The organism is Kribbella sp. CA-294648, from assembly GCF_050943845.1.
Taxonomy (GTDB): domain Bacteria; phylum Actinomycetota; class Actinomycetes; order Propionibacteriales; family Kribbellaceae; genus Kribbella.
Map to the genome: position 1 here is coordinate 2,950,644 of NZ_CP191981.1, position 16,825 is coordinate 2,967,468.

General features: G+C 61.4%; 16 protein-coding genes. 5 read left to right on the forward strand and 11 right to left on the reverse strand.

The window, feature by feature from the left end; all coding sequences use genetic code 11:
- Positions 1–130 precede the first annotated feature (130 nt).
- From ACQPYM_RS14305 to ACQPYM_RS14345, 9 genes are all read right to left on the reverse strand, one after another.
- Positions 131–991 (reverse strand): PIN domain-containing protein, encoded by an 861-nt coding sequence (locus ACQPYM_RS14305; protein ID WP_433020575.1) that lies wholly within the window; start codon positions 989–991, stop codon positions 131–133.
- Between the two features lie 113 nt (positions 992–1,104).
- Positions 1,105–1,962, reverse strand: a complete 858-nt coding sequence (locus tag ACQPYM_RS14310) for a helix-turn-helix domain-containing protein (RefSeq protein ID WP_433020578.1) — start codon at positions 1,960–1,962, stop codon at positions 1,105–1,107.
- A gap of 31 nt (positions 1,963–1,993) precedes the next feature.
- The gene (locus ACQPYM_RS14315) at positions 1,994–2,506 is read right to left on the reverse strand and encodes a DUF6879 family protein (RefSeq protein WP_433020581.1); all 513 of its coding nucleotides are present in this window, start codon (positions 2,504–2,506) and stop codon (positions 1,994–1,996) included.
- A complete protein-coding gene (locus ACQPYM_RS14320) occupies positions 2,484–2,723 on the reverse strand; it encodes a hypothetical protein (protein ID WP_433020584.1) in 240 nt (79 codons plus the stop codon). Before ACQPYM_RS14320 ends, ACQPYM_RS14315 begins: the two co-directional genes overlap by 23 nt.
- A 143-nt stretch (positions 2,724–2,866) precedes the next feature.
- The gene (locus ACQPYM_RS14325; protein WP_433020587.1) at positions 2,867–3,301 is read right to left on the reverse strand and encodes an Imm1 family immunity protein; all 435 of its coding nucleotides are present in this window, start codon (positions 3,299–3,301) and stop codon (positions 2,867–2,869) included.
- Positions 3,298–4,155, reverse strand: coding sequence for a DddA-like double-stranded DNA deaminase toxin (locus ACQPYM_RS14330; protein WP_433020590.1), 858 nt, complete (start codon positions 4,153–4,155; stop codon positions 3,298–3,300). The genes ACQPYM_RS14325 and ACQPYM_RS14330 overlap by 4 nt, the downstream gene beginning before the upstream one ends.
- Before the next feature lie 18 nt (positions 4,156–4,173).
- Positions 4,174–4,434: a hypothetical protein gene (locus ACQPYM_RS14335; RefSeq protein ID WP_433020593.1), complete on the reverse strand. Its 261-nt coding sequence runs from the start codon at positions 4,432–4,434 to the stop codon at positions 4,174–4,176.
- A gap of 306 nt (positions 4,435–4,740) precedes the next feature.
- Positions 4,741–5,064, reverse strand: coding sequence for a hypothetical protein (locus tag ACQPYM_RS14340; protein WP_433020596.1), 324 nt, complete (start codon positions 5,062–5,064; stop codon positions 4,741–4,743).
- Positions 5,065–5,146: 82 nt separating this feature from the next.
- Positions 5,147–5,347: a hypothetical protein gene (locus tag ACQPYM_RS14345; RefSeq protein WP_433020599.1), complete on the reverse strand. Its 201-nt coding sequence runs from the start codon at positions 5,345–5,347 to the stop codon at positions 5,147–5,149.
- 326 nt (positions 5,348–5,673) lie between these two features.
- Here ACQPYM_RS14345 and ACQPYM_RS14350 point away from each other — a divergent pair, with 326 nt between their 5' ends.
- Both ACQPYM_RS14350 and ACQPYM_RS14355 read left to right on the forward strand, forming a co-directional pair.
- Entirely contained in the window at positions 5,674–7,062 is a 1,389-nt protein-coding gene (locus ACQPYM_RS14350) for a hypothetical protein (RefSeq protein ID WP_433020602.1), read from the forward strand.
- Positions 7,059–7,589: a GNAT family N-acetyltransferase gene (locus tag ACQPYM_RS14355; RefSeq protein ID WP_433020605.1), complete on the forward strand. Its 531-nt coding sequence runs from the start codon at positions 7,059–7,061 to the stop codon at positions 7,587–7,589. Before ACQPYM_RS14350 ends, ACQPYM_RS14355 begins: the two co-directional genes overlap by 4 nt.
- Before the next feature lie 23 nt (positions 7,590–7,612).
- Here ACQPYM_RS14355 and ACQPYM_RS14360 read toward each other — a convergent pair whose 3' ends face one another.
- Together ACQPYM_RS14360 and ACQPYM_RS14365 are read right to left on the reverse strand one after the other, a co-directional pair.
- Complete coding sequence (locus ACQPYM_RS14360) at positions 7,613–9,025, reverse strand: hypothetical protein (protein ID WP_433020607.1); 1,413 nt, start codon at positions 9,023–9,025, stop codon at positions 7,613–7,615.
- On the reverse strand, positions 9,022–9,609 hold the full coding sequence (locus tag ACQPYM_RS14365; RefSeq protein WP_433020609.1) for a hypothetical protein: 588 nt from the start codon (positions 9,607–9,609) through the stop codon (positions 9,022–9,024). The genes ACQPYM_RS14360 and ACQPYM_RS14365 overlap by 4 nt, the downstream gene beginning before the upstream one ends.
- A 340-nt stretch (positions 9,610–9,949) precedes the next feature.
- Here ACQPYM_RS14365 and ACQPYM_RS14370 point away from each other — a divergent pair, with 340 nt between their 5' ends.
- The 3 genes from ACQPYM_RS14370 to ACQPYM_RS14380 are packed head-to-tail and all read left to right on the forward strand — an operon-like array spanning position 9,950 to position 16,502.
- Positions 9,950–13,510, forward strand: a complete 3,561-nt coding sequence (locus ACQPYM_RS14370) for a DEAD/DEAH box helicase family protein (RefSeq protein WP_433023275.1) — start codon at positions 9,950–9,952, stop codon at positions 13,508–13,510.
- A 5-nt stretch (positions 13,511–13,515) separates the two neighbouring features.
- Positions 13,516–14,922: a restriction endonuclease subunit S gene (locus ACQPYM_RS14375; protein ID WP_433023277.1), complete on the forward strand. Its 1,407-nt coding sequence runs from the start codon at positions 13,516–13,518 to the stop codon at positions 14,920–14,922.
- On the forward strand, positions 14,922–16,502 hold the full coding sequence (locus tag ACQPYM_RS14380; protein ID WP_433020612.1) for a type I restriction-modification system subunit M: 1,581 nt from the start codon (positions 14,922–14,924) through the stop codon (positions 16,500–16,502). Before ACQPYM_RS14375 ends, ACQPYM_RS14380 begins: the two co-directional genes overlap by 1 nt.
- Positions 16,503–16,825: the final 323 nt, after the last annotated feature.

Genomic DNA, 16,825 nt, shown 5'->3' on the forward strand with positions numbered 1-16,825 from the left:
TAGCTAGGCGCCGACACCGGCAGGGCCAGGCTAGGGCCTGGAGCCGTGGTAGACAGACCACCCTGCAGACCTTCAGGTGGATGAAGCGGGTGTAGCGTACGAGGTGGGACGGCACACGAGCCGCCCCGGTTCAGGATTGGGCTTGCTGAGAGTCGTCGAGAGGCTCTGTCAGCTTCTGCACCCGTAGGCCGGTGCGCCGGGCGCGGGTTGAGTGTCCTGTATCGAAGGTTAGGAAGTGAACAGGGCGTGGTCCCGCCAGCGCCTGGATCGCCTTCGCGCGGTCGAGAATCTCCTCGTCCATGATCGGCAGCCGTACATGTCCGGGTGGGTCGAGCACAATCTCGACCGTCACTTTGCCGGAGTGGCCGCCGAACTTCCGGTCTTCGTGAAGTGTGCCGCTGAACCCATTGCGGAGCACTCTGTCAAGCACAGCGAGTGTGTAGCGGGCACGGCCGCGGATCTGTCCTTTGCCGGCGTGTTTGAGATCGTCGAGCTCGTCGACCACCGGCAGCGGGACAATCAGATGCAGCGGTTGTAGGGTCTCGCCGATCACTGTGCCAAGGTCAAGTACCTCAAGGCGCTGCTCATGGTGGATGAACACGTTGGTATCAGCGATGACAAATCGCTCCGAACCGCCCCATCGCTCAATCGTGTGGGCCAGCTGGGCAACCTCGGTCTCGAACACTGCTTCTCGCTCGCTGATCTCCAACCAGAGCATGCGACCGTTGGGGTCGATGGTCTCGATCGGGTTCGACTGAAGCACCCAGTAGCGGCGGGTAAAGATCAGTCGGTCCAGCTCGGGTGTCTGGAGGTAGGCGCGCAAAATACTGGCGCTCGTGTTCGCCCAGTCGAGGTAGGCCCGGTGCTGGGTGACAACCGTATCGCCCCCGTTGCGAGAGTTCAGCAGTCCAGCATGCGCTTCTCTCAGTTGTCGAAGCAGTGCTTCCCGGTGCATCCCGGGCACGAGCTTCAGCATCGACAGTTCTGGCATGAGCACCCCTTATTAGCGACGAGACCAGGCTGTGTGATCAGCGCGCTCGTACCGTATCGGTTTCACCGGCGGCACCTGTCGGGCGGATCGCATCGTCGCCCCGTGCGTCATCCCTAGGCAGGTAGGGCGCGCAGTGCGGATCGGATCAGGTTCCGTGCCGGAGAACCGTAGACGGCCAGCTTGGTGAGTGTGCTGAACGTCTCGGCGTACATCGCGATCTCGCGGGGATGTGTAATTGTCAGGAACCCGGACACCAACTCAACGTTGGCTTGGTGGTTGTCGAAGATGTAGAAGTCTTCGACTGGCCACCGCAAGGAACGGTCGATATCGGCGGAGATCACGCCGAGACTGACAGAGGCGAACTGCATGACCTCGAGCAGATGCCGAAGCTGACCGGCCAACACCGCGGGCCCACCGACCTGGTAACGAAGGGCCGCTTCTTCGAGGACAAAGGCGAACGTGTGGCCGCCCTGCGTGAGGATCCGTTGACGGTCGAGGCGCTCAGCGACAGTAGCGGCGATGTCGTCAATGACCACCCGCCGGCGGTCTCGGATCGAGGTGAGCACAGCAGCGGTGTAGTCCGCGGTCTGGAGGAGGCCAGGCACCATAGTTTGGCAGTACGAGCGGTACTGCCTGGTGCGCTCGTAGAGATCCCGCACCGAGGCGTTGAGGTGGCGTAGGCCCGTTTGTTCAGCGCGGCGCCAGTCCAGCCACATCGAGTCGACGGATCGCAGTTCAGCGACGAGCTCAGGCAACAGATCGTATGCGGCGCAGACGGTGCACCACGTCCGGAGATCCGCCTCGGTGGGCTGCTGCTTCCCGTGCTCGATCTTCGACGTCTTCGCTTCATGCCAACCGGCTGCGGTCGACAGTGCCCGTCCAGACAGGCCCGCATCGAGCCTGATATCCCGCAGCCGGTCGGCCAGCGCCTGGCGCGCGCTTTGGGCACTCGAAGATTGTGAAGCAGGCATCCGGATCGTTAACGACGAAGAGACAGGACGCCTACAGGATAATCGAGTAGTCCTGGTGGGCGACGCCACGCTCCCAAGCGCCTTCAAACGCTGAGACACAGAGCTTCACCGCCTCAGGGTCTGTGCTCACCTCATTCCCCGTGAACCTCCCGTCACCAGCGAAGAGGCAGAACTGCAGGATTGCACCGTCGAAGATCCAGACGTCGTTGCCCGGCAGTGCCAGGGCCGAGACTCGGGAGCGAGGGACCCAACGAATCACCTCGCCCGCGATGATGTTGACTCCCGCCGTTATGGCATGCTCAAAAGCGATGTAGTCCGATAGCGGCTCACTGACGATCCGGACTCGCCTTATCTCGACGCCTCGGGCTGTCGCTGAGCTGGCAATCTCCGTCCAGCCGGCGTACTCGCGCACCGCCTGGTCGACCTTGCCCGCTCGCCACGCGAGGTAGGCGGGATCATCGGTCATGTACTGGTCGCGGAACTCCAGCTTCAGCGCGGTCCGTGAGCTGCTGGCCAGAAGGTCAGTGAACGACGGCTCCGGCACGGCATGCCTCCACAATCAGCTCGACCATGCGGGCGGGCAGCTTGATAACGGACTCGGAGTCAGCGAGTCCGCAGTCCTCTGCCAAACGGGCGAGGATCGCAGGATCGGTGACCGTTGCACCCTGAAAGTACAGGTCGCCGGTCTGCTCGTCTAAGAAGACCGCCGGGCAGTTGTTGCCCGGACAGTCTGGGTCCTTGCCGTAGAACTGTATCGTCATCGCGCCTCTCCAAGAGTTGTGCGTATAGCTAGCACCGCTGGCCAATCATCGGTTGATAAGCGTGGCCCGACCAAGGGCTCAGGTGAATGCCACGCAAGCTTGCGCAAGTCGCTTGCCAGAACTGAGGTGTCCTCGCCGGTCCCTCAGCCAACTTCGTCTGGCCACACTTCCCACTGTCCGACCGACGGCCGATCACCGCCGCTTGCCAGGAAGTCTTTGACTCCCTGACGAATCAGCTCGAGCGAAAGCTCAGAGTCCTGCGGGAACGGTCGATCGCTGCCCATGTAGTAGTACGTCAGCTCCTCGTACCGACTGCGCTCGCCAACGGCGTAGAAGCTGCCTGCATCACCGAGGTAACGCAGGCCACCGACCTGGTCCCGCCCGTTCACCGCGACTAGGAGCTCGTGATCGGTGAAGCCCTTCTCGTTGGTGCGCCCGTCGACGTACAGCGCAGCAACCGAGTTCTCGAATGGCTCACCCAGAAGCCCATCGATGAACCGATCGACGTCCTGAGGCGTGGTGATCCACACCGGGTTGTCTTCGTGAGCGAAGCTGAAGTAGCCCCTGATCTTCGTCATGGTGTCTCCGGCACTCCTCGGAAGGTCTTCTCGTAGTCGCCTGGTCCGTAGATCGTCAGCTCGCTGCCCGGCGGCAAGAACTCGGGTAGTAGCGTCGTACAGCTCATATCTTTCACGCACGGTCGATTGTTCAGGTAGATGGTTGCCCGGGTGATACCGTCGCGTCGCATTCTCATCGCGAACTTGAGTTCCACGTCGGCGGCCGTACTCAGTTTCGCGCCACGTCGTACGCGTCCTAGCCGCTCGGCGTGACGTTGGGCTACTTCGTACTCCTCTTCATGTTGGCCGCTGACGAGATCATGCTCCCCGCCGTTGTCGTCGATCCACTTGCCACGGGTCTTCACCCGTTGGCCCTGTACGACGACGCGCTTCGGCAGCCTGTCTACTACTTCTCGGCCACTCCTGCCGCCTTGGCGCGGCGGCCGTTCATCCTCTGGGCTCGTCCCATCGCCGGCCGCCCGATCCTCCCGCGGTTTGTCAGCTTCTCGCTCTGCCTTATTGTCGTTCCGCCGGCGTTCCGCGGGCGGCGTGCTGCCACCAGGACCTTGCAGCCGTTCAGCGGTCGGGCGGCCAGTCGGCTCGGTTGTCCGGATGCCGCTGACCATCTGCTGCACCCATTTGATGCCCGGATCCCGGGCCTGCGTCAGGAAATGTGCCGCTTCCTCGCACCGTCTCGCGGCTTCGTCCAGCTGCATCGCGGCCATCCGAGCACTCGGGTTGTTACTCGTGCTGCCGACCCATCCGGCGGCCTCGCGGTATTTGCGCGCCCGGTCGTGCATGTACGGCACAATTCGCTCGATCTGGTTGAGCGTGTCGAGCAGCTCCTGCGCGACCCGTTGCAGTTCGGAAGGCATGCCGTCCGCCTCGACCGGCTAGATCTGGTCGGCATAGCCTCGGCAGCCAGCCTCGGCGATGTGGAGCGATTGCACGGCTTGGTCGACGGACTTAGCCGCGGCGTCGAGCATGGTCGCGATGTCCTGGTCAGCCCTCGTCGCGGTACCGCGGATGAGTGCTTGGATCTGCTGGCTGGACTGCTCGAAGCGCTGCTTGAACCCTGCCAGGCTAGCCGCGCCTTGGCGGGACTGATCGGCGAGGCCGTGGAGCTGCATCTTGAGCTGTTCGACTTGGGACATCTCGTCTCCTCCTTGGGCGATAAGGAGGCTGACCGGGTAGCTGCTCGCCCTGGCGTCGAAACACCACAACCACCCGGTCAACCGGACCGAGGACCCCGTCCGGGCCTCGGTGTTTGGAACGGCTGCCCCAGCGCTGACTCGCTCTCAGGTGCCGGGGCAGCCGGTCTAGGGTCCCTGCCCGAGACAGGGGTCTCGGGGGAGGAAGCTCGGGCAGGGACCGCTTGAGGTGACGGGCCCGGTGGCTGTGCAGACGATCCGCTGCACGTGAGGGGCTGAGGACGACGACTCACCACCGGTCCCGCCAGTTCATGGGGCGTCGTAGAGCATGAAGCGGGCCCCCGTGACCCGCTCAAACTCTCGCTTGACGCGCTCGGGGTCACCGATCAGGGCCAGGTGCCGCCAGTCCGGGATGACGACCGCCGTGAGTTCGTAGCGGTTCAGCGACTCGACCAGCGCGTTGAACGCGGCCGGTGCTGTCTCTACGTTCTCCACGTACGTCGAGCCCATGGCGAAGCCCTCAACCGCCGCGAACTTCGTCAGCTCGCCTTTCAACCGCTCGACGTGCTGATCCGACACGTACAGGTCTCGCCGGGCGTACCCGAGCAGCAGGGGCCTGGTGTAGTCGGTCACCGCTCCTCGTCCATCCACCGGCGGAACCTGGCGATGAGGCGATCCCAGAACCGGGCCCACCACCCGCGGCGGTGCTGGCCGTTCACGAGTCGGCAGCATCTTGGTTCACCACCGGAATGGCCGGCTCGATCGTCACCCGCAGGCTGTAGAAGCGCCGCGTCATGGCCGCCTGATATCGCAGGGCCTTGGCCGGCTCGGCGGTGTAGTCCGCGATGACATGCTCACCGAACCAGACACGGACGCGTCGGTCACTCGGGCAGGGCATCTCCGCGAGGGTGGTCATTCGCCGCGCACCTCCCGGACGATGTCGCGGATCATGAAGACGACCAGCACCGTTGCCAGGGCGTATCCGATGACCACCGGCCATGGGCTAATCAGCAACTGGATCATGTTCGCCTCCTCCGTCTCGTTGTCGTGTTCCACTGAGTGTATCACTCAGCGTTGACGGTTGGTAACCTGATGAAGTGGTGAACGGTGCGAAGTCCACCGAAGGAGGCGTGAAGGTCGTGAAGGTAGCTCCCGGCGGCCGAACGCAGGCAGATTCGTGCAGCTCGATGCCTCACCAAGAACTACGGTGGAATCGTGAGGAGCGAGACGAAAGTGACCGGTATGTCTGACACCGGTATCAACCCGAATTCGCTAGCCGAAGCGTTGGACATGGTCGGCTGGGGACCACGGGATCTTGCTCGTGCCGTTAACAGCTGGTTGACGCGGCGGGGGCGATCGACCGAACGTATCGATATCACGGCCGCGTATCCTTGGGTTCGCTCGAACTACTGCCCTCACGGCTCGATCCCGGAGATCGTGGCGACGATTCTGACGGACCAGCTCGGTAGCTTTGTGTCGGCCGAACAACTGTGGCCAGGGAATGCTCGTGCACGTCGCTCAACCGCTCGGGCGGTGGAGCTGGGTACTGAGCAGAACTTCGACGGTCTCGTGCGCTCGCTGGAGCAGTTAGTCAGCGGATCGCGACCGCTGCCGGCCAGCGGTCCGGATCTGGTGGCTGCCGTGCTTGACGGCATCCAGACCACGATCCAGTCAATCCCGGCGCAGGCAAAGCCCGATCGCGTGATGATGCCGCAGACGGAGCTGATCGCTTCGCATGTCACCGCGCTTCGTCATCTGGACGACCGCCAGGGTGGTGGCGCGCTGAGTCTTCGCTACGTCACTCATGAGCTGGCAGGAGTTCTCGACTTGGTTCGTAGTGCCAGCTACGAGCCTGAGGTCGGCCGCGATCTGTTGACGATCGTGGCCGACTTGGCGCAGCTCGCAGGCTGGATGCAGTTCGACGCCGGTGAAACGGCCATTGCACAGCGGTACTTGCTGCTCGCCATCCGAGTGGCGCGGGCGGCGGGAGATGACGGCCGGATGGTCAACAACGTTGGCATGTTGACCTACATCGCTGCCTACAGCAACCAAGGTACGGACGCTCTGCGCATCATTGAGGCTGCGAACAGCGTGCCGACGGCGAGCCCCCTCCTACATGCCCGCACCAGCGGACGCGCGGCAACTGCTCACGCAAGCGTTGGGGATCTAGGCGCGTTCCGGGCAGCTGCTGACAGGTCACAAGAGTTGTTGGCCTCAGCGGTGACGGATGAGCTGTCGCCGTACCTCTACTACCTGAGTCCCGATCAACTATCTGCCGAGGCGGGATATGGCCTGCTGACCATTGCCATGCAGACCGAGTTGTACCGGCAACCGCTGCTCAAGCAGTCAATCGAACTGCTCACGCCGTTGTCGAGCATCGGTGATGATCCCGCGTACCAGCGATCAGCGCTTCTACATGGCTGCCAGCTCGCTCGCGCCTACCTACTGCGACGCGATCTCGAGGGCACTGTCGAGACCGCCCGAGTTGCACTCGGCCGGCTGGCCGAAGTGCAGTCCGGCCGGTGTGTAGCGTCGCTACGAGAACTTCGCCGGAGCTTGGCCCAACGTCAACGCGCCACAGTCGTCGCGGATTTCTTACCGGAACTCGATGCTGCATTGGAGGGCCGGTGACAACTCCGCTCGCGGCCGGTGGGAACACATCCGAGCCAATCGAACTGCGACCGAGACACTACGACGATCCTGACGCCCAGCTGCTCGTCAAAGCCCTCTACGCCGAACAGCTCGAAACGTACAGCTTCGCTGATTCGCCTGACTTGGAAACTGCCGAGGACTACGTCGCCCCGTCTGGTCTGCTCCTCGTCGGCTATACACCATCCGGACAACCTGTCGGCTGCGGCGGCTGCCGCACCTACGACCGGGCCGGGGGCATTGCGGAAGTGCGCAAGATGTTCGTCGCGCCGGAGTACCGCGGTCATGGCCTAGGCAGGAAGATCTTGAGCGCATTGGAGCAGCACGCGGCTGCCAATGGAGCGCAGCAGATGTTGCTAGAGACCGGCGCACTGAACTACGCGGCGATCCGGCTCTACTTGGCGTCCGGATACGAGGCGATCGCCCCGTACGTGCCCGGTCGTCGTGAAACCAATCGAGCGTTCCGTAAGAATTTTTGGTGTAACCCGTCATCGCTAACGGCGCGATGACGGCTGCATGAGGCCGGACAACACTAGTTGCCGTCCGCTCTGTCTGGTTTGGACCGTCCGAGGAGAACTTGGAGGTCCGCTTCCTCAGTCGGCCGCCGGTAGCCGAGGATGTTCACGGCGACGCGGATGAGCGTAGCGAGGTCGGCGCTCGGGTTGGCGCTGAGCATCATCTCGGAGAAGTCCGCGGTGACGTCCGCCGCCTGATCGCCAGCACCCACCAGCACGGTGACCGATGGAACATGGAACGAGTCGTCAGCGCTCTCGATGAACGCCTCGATCCTGCGCTTCATATCGACGGATTCGCGGGCGCCGTACTGGCTCTTCGTCACGATGCCCGAGAGATCGGCGTCGGTCACCGTGTAGGACTCCAGCTTCGGGCGTAGGTCTTCCCACCGCGCCGGCAGTGCGTCCCGGCCCTTGAACTTGAGCTTGGTCGGCTGGTGAGCAAAGGTCAGTCGCCACTCGCCGACCTCGGCGGCCAGCAAGTTGCCCGCGACGGACCACCGCGGGCTGCCATCGTAGTCCTCGTCGTCGATGGCTTCCGCCCGCAGCGACAGCTGGAGCCGCTTCGCCTGCCACAAGCTGCTACCCGCCGATGCCAACGGTGTCATGTCGAGATCGGAGAACGTACGCCAGAGGCGTTCGATCTCCTGCAGGTCGATGAGAGACGCCACGCTGAGCCAGAAGTCTCGATTCTGGGTGACGCCTTCGAGGCGAAGAAGGTAGGGGATCAGTTCGCGCATCTCCGCCGGACTGAGCGCTCCGGACGTCATCAGCGCTTCAACATCTGGTTCTTCGGCGAGCGCCTGTTCCACGATGCCGAAGACCCGGTTGATCCGAAGGACGGCATCCTCGGTGAAGGCGGATGCGACTGTCGTAGAGAAAGCCTCCAGATCGGCCGGTTCGATACGACGTTCACGCGGCAACACGAGCTTCTCAATGTCGTCTTCGACGACGGCACCACGGGCACTCCGCACGACACTCGCCCGAACCAAGCCGAGCACTGGATCGATGACATCAGGTTCGCTCGTCAGTTCGTCGAGTGCTGGAACCGTCGTGACAAGCACACGGCTGTCGTTGCGCTCTGCGGCCACATCTCGCAGGATCCGGGTGTCGTCAGCCGGCTCATCCTGGGACAACGAGAGGAAGAAGGCGGTCTGATCTAGCCGGTCGAACCGCTCCAGATCGCCGGACGCTCGGCTTGATCGCAGCGAGTGACGGAGGAACAGCGGCCGCTCAACAACTCGCGAGCCGTCCTTCCAGCTCACCACCACATCGGGGACGTAGGAGTGATTGAAGTAGCCAGTCAGATCGACGGAGGCCGATTGGTCGAGCGACTTCAGTTCTGCACGGACAACTTCGTGGACTCTGTGCGCGGCATCCTGCGCGTCGTGGGTGTCCAGTGCGGCGGCTACCTGCTCAGCGAACGAACTCATACGCGGTAGCCCTCCTTCTTGAGCGCACGCTCTGCTACCGCCAGCTCATCTCGCGTCAAACGGATGTCGATCTGCTTCTGTCCCACTACCATCACCCATATTCTGGCGGCGACCTTCGCTAGTAGATCGTCGTCGATCGCTTGACCGTCCACCAAGACCTTGTTCTCCTCTACGCACTCCCGGAGATGGGACAGCGTCAAGAGCTCCGGCCACCTGGTCTGTGAGAAGGGGTGAGTGGTGATCCACATGTACTCGCGCTCGGCGTCGTGGCCGTAGGTCTTGATGGTGTTGGCGGTGTCGCTATAGGCGATCGCCAGGAACTTGCGATACTCGTTCCCTTGATGGCCCACCGTGCTGTACTTCTTGCACTCCACGCTGATTGGCCGCGACACGCGATCCTTCGTGGGGACCGAGATGCCTTCGAGGTCAAACGCTTTCTTGTCACCGTTCAGGCAGATGCGGGTGCACGTCACCTCGTTGTCGTACACCGAGAAGGTGAACGCGAAACGAGTCGTGGCTTCAATCCACTCCTTGATCTCGTGCACGCCCTCGATGCCGATGCGCTGCGAGGTTTCTTTACTCAAGCCGGCTCCTCCTTGAGCGGCAATCCTAGACCCGGCGAGCTGACTGGATCGGGATTGAAGCTCAGTTCGACGCGAAGGGTGGGATGACTGTGTGTTGCTCCCCGGTACGGACTGTTGATGCAAACCTCTCGCGGAGTGTGGCTCCCGGTGACTACTCTCTGTCAACCGCCTCGTCCTCGTCGGCGCCGGCCGGTGTGGCCCACACCTGTGAGCCACACCCCCGCCAGACGCATCACCGGCCTCCTCCTCCGGGCTCGCTCCCACTACACTGCGTACCCTCACAAACATGCGTAGCGGGCTATAGGTTGAGGCCTCGAGGATGGAGTAGCTGGTGGGGGATATGGACAGGCGGCTAGAGGACCTGGCCAGGTCTTCTCCGAACTTCGGCATACTCTTCGCCCTTAAGCCGCTGCTGTCGTTGTACGGCGCTCAGGCAGAGGCGACCGTCTTCACGAATCCGAACTCGTCGCTTGTCCAGGCCGGTCAGTTTGGTGAAGTCCTCGCCGAGGAGTTGATCACCAGGATCGGCATACGGGTTGAGGGCAACCGTCAAGTTGATCGGCTGGCTGCCCTGACCCGCGCTGGCGTCTTGGTTCCTGAGACACGTCAGGACTTCGACCGGTTACGGGTTGACCGGAACAAGGCCGCTCACGCACATCTGTTCGACATGGCGCGGGCGCTAGATGCTGTACGGGTTTGTTACAAACTGGGTCTGTGGTTCCACGACGCCATCTCTGGGCGCCGCACGGTGGCCGAGTTCGTACCGCCAACTGACCCACAAGCGGTCGAGCGCATTGCAGACCCTGATGAGCTCGCGCAGCTGAACGACGCTTTAGATGGCCATCGGCAGGCGCTGACTCAGGCCCGCATCCGCCTCTCTGCTTCGACCACTGAATTAGAAGCAGAGCGGCAGGCCCGAGTCGAGGCGGAACGCTTAATCGCCAGTGCGGGGGCGAACAACGCTGAGCTGCAGGCTCAACTCGAACAATTAGCAGCGCAAGTTGCGGAGCTGCGGGCTGCTCAGACCGTTGCATACGAGCAGGATCGGCAGGCTCCCCGTGCAGTCGATGTGGCTGCGCGCGACGCCATCATCCATCGCGCGCAGCGGCGTGCTCCGCTCAACGAAGTCCAGGCCCGCGAAGAGATCGACATGCTTCTGCGTGCGGCCGGCTGGGTGGTGCAGGACCGGAATGACATCAACCCCGTGGCTGGCCTCGGTGTGGCCGTGCGCGAGTTCACGCTTGCCAACGGCCGAGCTGACTATGTCCTTTACGTTGACGGCTGCATTGTGGGCGTTATCGAGGCTAAGCGTGAAGGCACGCACCTCGCTAGCGCAGTGGCACAGAACGACCGCTATGCGGGCGGGGTCCTAAAGGAGCATCGGCTGGCGGTATGGCAAGAGAACGAGCCATTTGCTTTCCGTTACGCCACTACAGGTACTGAGACCTATTTTATCAATCGGCTCGATCCCGAAGCACGTTCGCGCGAAGTTTTCGCCTTCCATCAGCCAGCGACGATCGCCGCCTGGATGCGACGTGCAGACGAGTACCCGGAGAGCTCCACCTTTCGGGCGGCATTGCGTCGCATGCCGACACTGCAACGCAACGGTCTGCGGCCGGCGCAGGTCGAAGCAATCAATGGCCTGGAGAGCTCGCTGGCGCTAGACAAGCCGAGGGCCTTAATTCAAATGGCGACCGGTGCAGGTAAGACCTATACAGCTGTCTCTCAAACGTATCGGTTGCTCAAGCATGCTCGGGCCCGCCGAGTGCTCTTCCTAGTGGATCGCAATAACCTCGGTAAACAGGCGCTTGACGAGTTTCGCAAATTTACTACACCAGACGACGGCCGCAAATTCACCGAGATCTACAACATAGAGCGCCTCGGAGCTGCGGGACTTCAGGACAGTACCTCGGTGGTCATCTGCACGATACAGAAGATGTACCGGTTGCTGACTGGTGAGCAACTGACAGATGACGACCCAGTTGACGACTCAGATGACGACACCGCATACGAGGGGTCGTACGCGGCCGCTCGACCTGTTGAGGTCGGCTACAACCCGGCCGTTCCGCTTGAGTCCTTCGACCTGATTATTGTGGACGAATGTCATCGATCCATCTATGGACTATGGCGTGGGGTTTTGGAGTACTTCGACGCTCATCTCGTCGGGCTCACCGCTACTCCCACTTTGCAGACGTTGGGCTTCTTCGGCCGGAATCTAGTTTCTGAGTACACCTATCCGCAGGCCGTCGCAGACGGGGTTAATGTCGATTTCGACATCGTTCGGATGCACACAGATTTGCGAGAGAACGGTGGCGCGACAATTGACCAGGGAACTACGGTCAGGATCCGTGACCGAAAGACCCGCTACCAACGTTACGAGCAACTGGCGGATGACTTCACCTATACGACACGCCAAATCGGACGATCAGTAGTCACTGTCGACGAAATACGTGCAGTTCTCATTGCCTATCGCGACAACTGGCGGAGTTGGTTCCCCGGCCGTCAGGAAGTCCCCAAGACACTCATCTTTGCAGTCGGCGAGGATCACGCAGAGGACGTTCTGGCTCAAGCCAAGGAGATTTTCGGGCGAGGAGATGATTTCGCCAAGAAGATCACTTATAAGAGCCGGCAAGCTGGCGATGACCCAGACGAGCTGATCCGCGCGCTGCGGACAGACCCTCGTTTGCGATTTGCGGTGACCGTCGACATGATCGCCACTGGGACGGACGTGAAGGCGCTAGAGTGCGTCATGTTCTTGCGGGAGGTGCGCAGCGCGGTCCTCTTCGAGCAGATGAAGGGGCGGGGTGCGCGTACGATCGACCCCACCGAGCTACGCGAGGTGACCCCTGGTGGAGATGAACGGGTCCGCAAGGACCGCTTCGTCCTCGTGGACGCTGTCGGGGTAACTGATTCGCCCCTAGTGGACGCACGTCCGCTCGCCCCCGCAAGCGAGCGGCAAGTATCCCTAGCTAAGCTCCTCGACAAAGCGGGCACTCAGTCGATCAGCGCTTCGGAGGCGGAGATCCTCGCCGGTCGTCTAGCTCGGCTGAACCAGCAGCTCAACGACAGCGAGCGAGAGCAGATCCGGAAGACTGCCGGAGGACGGACCCTATCGGACATTGCGCGCGCCATCGTCGACGCCGTCGACCCCGATCGTCAGGACCGGGCGTCCGCAGAAGGTGGTGAGAAGGCGGCCCACGCATTGGTCAAATCGGCGGTCAGTCCACTGGCTGCCAATCCGGATCTCCGCAGGCTGATCATCGAAATCCGTCGGGACAAGGACTATGTGATGGACGAGACCACGGCGGTCGCTGTCACCGATGTTCGCGCGGTTCCTCGGGAGGAACGAGCGCGGGAGCAGATCGATCGCTGGAGTAGGTTGCTTGAGGATGAGCGCGACAAGATCGCTGCGATCTCGGTCGCCTTGTCCAGCCCGCGTTCCGTAGCCCCTTCCGAAGCATATGCAGCTCTAAAGGAGCTAGCGGATACGATTCGCAGACCTGACTTCGCTTGGACGCCTCAGGTCCTGTGGACCTACTACGAGGATCTTGGCCGCGCAGGCGACCGGCCAAGCAAAGAGGCGGGTGTGCCTGACCTCATCTCACTCATCCGATATGAGTTGGGAGTGGATTCAGAACTCAAGCCGTACCGCGAGACGGTCGACGAGCGGTTCGACGGCTGGCTGCTCCGGCAACGGCAGGCCGGCATCGAATTCACCGAAGAGCAGATGTGGTGGCTGGAAGCGATTCGTGACGTCGTCGCCAGTGATGTCGGCATCGCTCCTCCGGACTTCCGAGCTGAACCATTTACCAAGCGTGGTGGGGGGCGGGGCCTGGCCCTGGCCTTTCCGAGCCGTGATCCGCACGAACTCTTGGCTGAGCTGAATCGAGAACTGGCTTGAGCGACATGGAACTTCCGCCGCAGTGGGCAGTGGCGACGCTTGGAGAGGTTGCCGACTGGGGCAGCGGAGGCACTCCAAAAAGCGGCGTTGCTCGCTACTATGGCGGCGAAATACCGTGGGTGGTAAGTGGAGATCTCAAGGATGGAGTAATCACCCACACTCCCTCTACTTTGACTTCGGATGGGCTCCAGGAGAGTTCTGCAAAGTGGATTCCAGAGGGCGCCATTATGATCGCCATGTATGGTGCGACGATCGGGAAACTTGGCATTGCCGGGCAACCGCTGACGACGAATCAGGCTGTGGCATCAGCGGTCCCGAAGACGGAACTATTGAATCCTCGGTATCTATTCTGGTACCTATGGTCGCAGCGGGAAGCGTTTCGGCGGGCAGGCAAAGGGGGAGCGCAGCCAAACATTAGTCAAGTAATCCTCAAGTCCTGGCCTATTCCCTTACCTCCCCTCGCCGAGCAACAGCGGATTGTCGTCGCACTTGAAGAACAGATCCCCCGGCTAGATGCGGCTGAAAGGGATCTCGGGACCGCCCTGCGAAAGGTATCCTCGTTCCGCAAGGCGGTCCTTCTGACCCTTGTGCCCGAGCACAGTCCCGATTCGTGGGAAGTCACGACCGTTGAGGCAGCAGGCTCAATTCGCCTTGGTCGGCAGCGACATCCGGATTGGCACCACGGCCCGGAGATGCACCCGTACCTTCGTGTGGCAAACGTTTTCGAAGATCGGATTGATACGGACGACGTCATGGAAATGGACTTCTCGGGCATATTCGAGCGATACAAGCTCGAACCCGGGGATGTTTTGCTCAATGAGGGCCAGAGCCCTCACTTGGTCGGTCGCCCGGCGCTCTACCGCGGCCATCCCGCAAACGTGGCGTTCACGAACAGCCTCCTGCGATTCCGGGCTCGTCCCGATGTCCTACCGGAGTGGGCGCTGATGGTATTCCGGCGGCATCTACACGCACGGCGCTTCATGCGCGAGGTGAGAATTACAACCAACATCGCCCATCTTTCGGCGAAGCGCTTAAAAGGCATTGAGTTTCCAATTCCCCCATTGCCTGAACAGAAGCGCCTCGTTCAGCGTTGTGGAGAATTGCTGACGCATGCGGATTCGCTAGAGAAGAATCTCAATCTGAGTCTTCGTCGAGCCCTGAGTCTTCGTCGATCTCTACTTAACTGTGCATTCACTGGGGCTCTCGTTCCGAACGAGTCCACAGACGAGTCTGTGAAGCTGCTGCTGGATCAAATTCGGCTTGGGCAGACTTCGCCGAAAGGCGCGAAGGCAGTCCGCGGTCGCAGTCCACGAGGGCGGGTGGCCAGGCTCGAAGCCGAAGGATCCCCATCCTCCCTGTCCGACGGGTCACCCCCTCCACGCAACGCTGATCAGCAGGAGTTTGAGCTGTGATGAGTAATACTGAGAGCATTGCAACCGTCGCGCCCGCCAAGGTGACTAGCCACACACATTCGCTTGTCGCCAAGCTCTGGAATTATTGCAATGTACTGCGCGACAACGGCCTGTCGACGATCGAGTACGTCGAGCAGTTGTCGTATCTACTCTTTCTGAAGATGGTTGACGAGCTGGCGGCTGACCCCTTCGCCAAAGAGTCGGCCGATCCCATCATTCCGCCAAGCTTGGACTGGCAATCTCTAGTTTCCAAGCGAGGTGAGGAGCTAGAGACCCATTACCGGAAGGTGTTGGCTGAGCTCGGCAAGCGCCCAGGCACCACGTTGGGCACCATTTTTGCGAAGGCTCAGAATCGGATTTCTGAACCAGCACTTCTCGAAAAGCTCGTTGTAGAACTTATTGGCAAGACGGATTGGGTCTTGGAAGGCACCGACCTCAAGGGTGATGCTTATGAGGGACTGCTCGCCAAGGGCGCCGAAGACACCAAAACTGGTGCCGGCCAATACTTCACTCCGCGAGCGCTAATCGATGCCATAGTGCAGGTAATGCAGCCGGGCCCGAAGGACACGATCACTGATCCGGCCTGCGGTACTGCTGGCTTCCTGATCGCGGCACACAGTTACATTAGGGAGCACCATCTCAAAGGACTCGCTCGGGAGCAGCGACTTGCCTTGGGGCAAGGTGCGGTCTGGGGCAATGAGCTCGTCCCCGGAACGGCACGTCTCGCGGCGATGAATATGCTGCTGCATGGTATCGGCGAAGCCGATGGGGAGTCGTTGATTTCTACTGGTGACGCGCTCGCCGATGCGCCCTCGAGGCGGGCGTCGCTAGTTCTCGCTAACCCGCCGTTTGGCACGAAATCGGCGATCACTGTGGTGGGTACGGATGGCAAGACCGGCCGGGAGGACATTAGCTACGACCGGTCCGACTTCCGTGTGACGACTACCAACAAGCAGTTGAATTTCCTGCAGCACATCATGTCGCTTACTGAGATGGACGGGCGCGCGGCCGTCGTGCTGCCCGATAATGTCCTGTTCGACGGAGGGGCTGGGGAAAAGGTTCGCCGCCGTCTTCTTCGGGAATTTAACCTTCATACGATCCTGCGCCTTCCTACAGGCATTTTTTATGCTGGTGGGGTGAAAGCGAACGTCCTCTTTTTCGAGAAGAAGCCTCCTCGGGCTGATGACATCCCCAACACTCCTGAGGTGTGGGTGTACGACCTCCGCACAGGGATGCACTTCACCCTGAAGCAACGTCCACTCCGGCTCGCTGATCTGGCCGACTTCATCGAAGCGTACAAGGCAGATGATCGCTCGGCTCGGAAGGAGACCGAGGACGGCCGTTTCAAGCGCTTCGCGTACGAGGATCTCGTCGCCCGTGACAATGTCAACCTGGATCTCATATGGCTAACAGATCCAGCGCTCGACGATGCGCACAGTTTGCTTGCTCCTGAGGTGATTGCACAGGAAATCGTAGAAGACCTCCAGGCTGCGCTCGCCGAGTTCGAAGGGATCACCGCGGCTCTAGGTGGCGAGGTCAAGCCGTACGTCGCCGCCGAGGAGGTTATCGCCGAAGATTGACGTGAGTCTGACCCGTCTCGACGGGTCAGACTCAAGCTCGGGATCCTCCTCTGATGTAACAGGACATTTCGAGTCGCGTTCTTTGTGCTGGCCTTGCTCCGATCCTGAATCAGGCATCCTGAAGGCGGCTCTTCGGCTAACCGATGTATTCATGATCTCTGCATGGCGTCCAGCCCCCTTTGAGCGCGTGGTCATGCCGCTCCGGTTGTCAGCGGACGCGATGCCTGGCTTCGGCCGGCTCGCCAGGCCGAGACGAAATCGCGTGTTCGAAGATGCCTTGGAAATCTTTCAGTCCCGCGGGTTCCCTAGCAGGGGCCAGGTCG

What these genes read in the sequence shown, in the direction of transcription:
- ACQPYM_RS14305 (WP_433020575.1), bottom strand. Translation starts at nt 991, where the DNA reads ATGCCAGAACTGTCGATGCTGAAGCTCGTGCCCGGGATGCACCGGGAA.
- ACQPYM_RS14310 (WP_433020578.1), bottom strand. Translation starts at nt 1,962, where the DNA reads ATGCCTGCTTCACAATCTTCGAGTGCCCAAAGCGCGCGCCAGGCGCTG.
- ACQPYM_RS14320 (WP_433020584.1), bottom strand. Translation starts at nt 2,723, where the DNA reads ATGACGATACAGTTCTACGGCAAGGACCCAGACTGTCCGGGCAACAAC.
- ACQPYM_RS14325 (WP_433020587.1), bottom strand. Translation starts at nt 3,301, where the DNA reads ATGACGAAGATCAGGGGCTACTTCAGCTTCGCTCACGAAGACAACCCG.
- ACQPYM_RS14330 (WP_433020590.1), bottom strand. Translation starts at nt 4,155, where the DNA reads ATGCCTTCCGAACTGCAACGGGTCGCGCAGGAGCTGCTCGACACGCTC.
- ACQPYM_RS14335 (WP_433020593.1), bottom strand. Translation starts at nt 4,434, where the DNA reads ATGTCCCAAGTCGAACAGCTCAAGATGCAGCTCCACGGCCTCGCCGAT.
- ACQPYM_RS14345 (WP_433020599.1), bottom strand. Translation starts at nt 5,347, where the DNA reads ATGACCACCCTCGCGGAGATGCCCTGCCCGAGTGACCGACGCGTCCGT.
- ACQPYM_RS14350 (WP_433020602.1), top strand. Translation starts at nt 5,674, where the DNA reads ATGTCTGACACCGGTATCAACCCGAATTCGCTAGCCGAAGCGTTGGAC.
- ACQPYM_RS14360 (WP_433020607.1), bottom strand. Translation starts at nt 9,025, where the DNA reads ATGAGTTCGTTCGCTGAGCAGGTAGCCGCCGCACTGGACACCCACGAC.
- ACQPYM_RS14370 (WP_433023275.1), top strand. Translation starts at nt 9,950, where the DNA reads ATGGACAGGCGGCTAGAGGACCTGGCCAGGTCTTCTCCGAACTTCGGC.
- ACQPYM_RS14375 (WP_433023277.1), top strand. Translation starts at nt 13,516, where the DNA reads ATGGAACTTCCGCCGCAGTGGGCAGTGGCGACGCTTGGAGAGGTTGCC.
- ACQPYM_RS14380 (WP_433020612.1), top strand. Translation starts at nt 14,922, where the DNA reads ATGAGTAATACTGAGAGCATTGCAACCGTCGCGCCCGCCAAGGTGACT.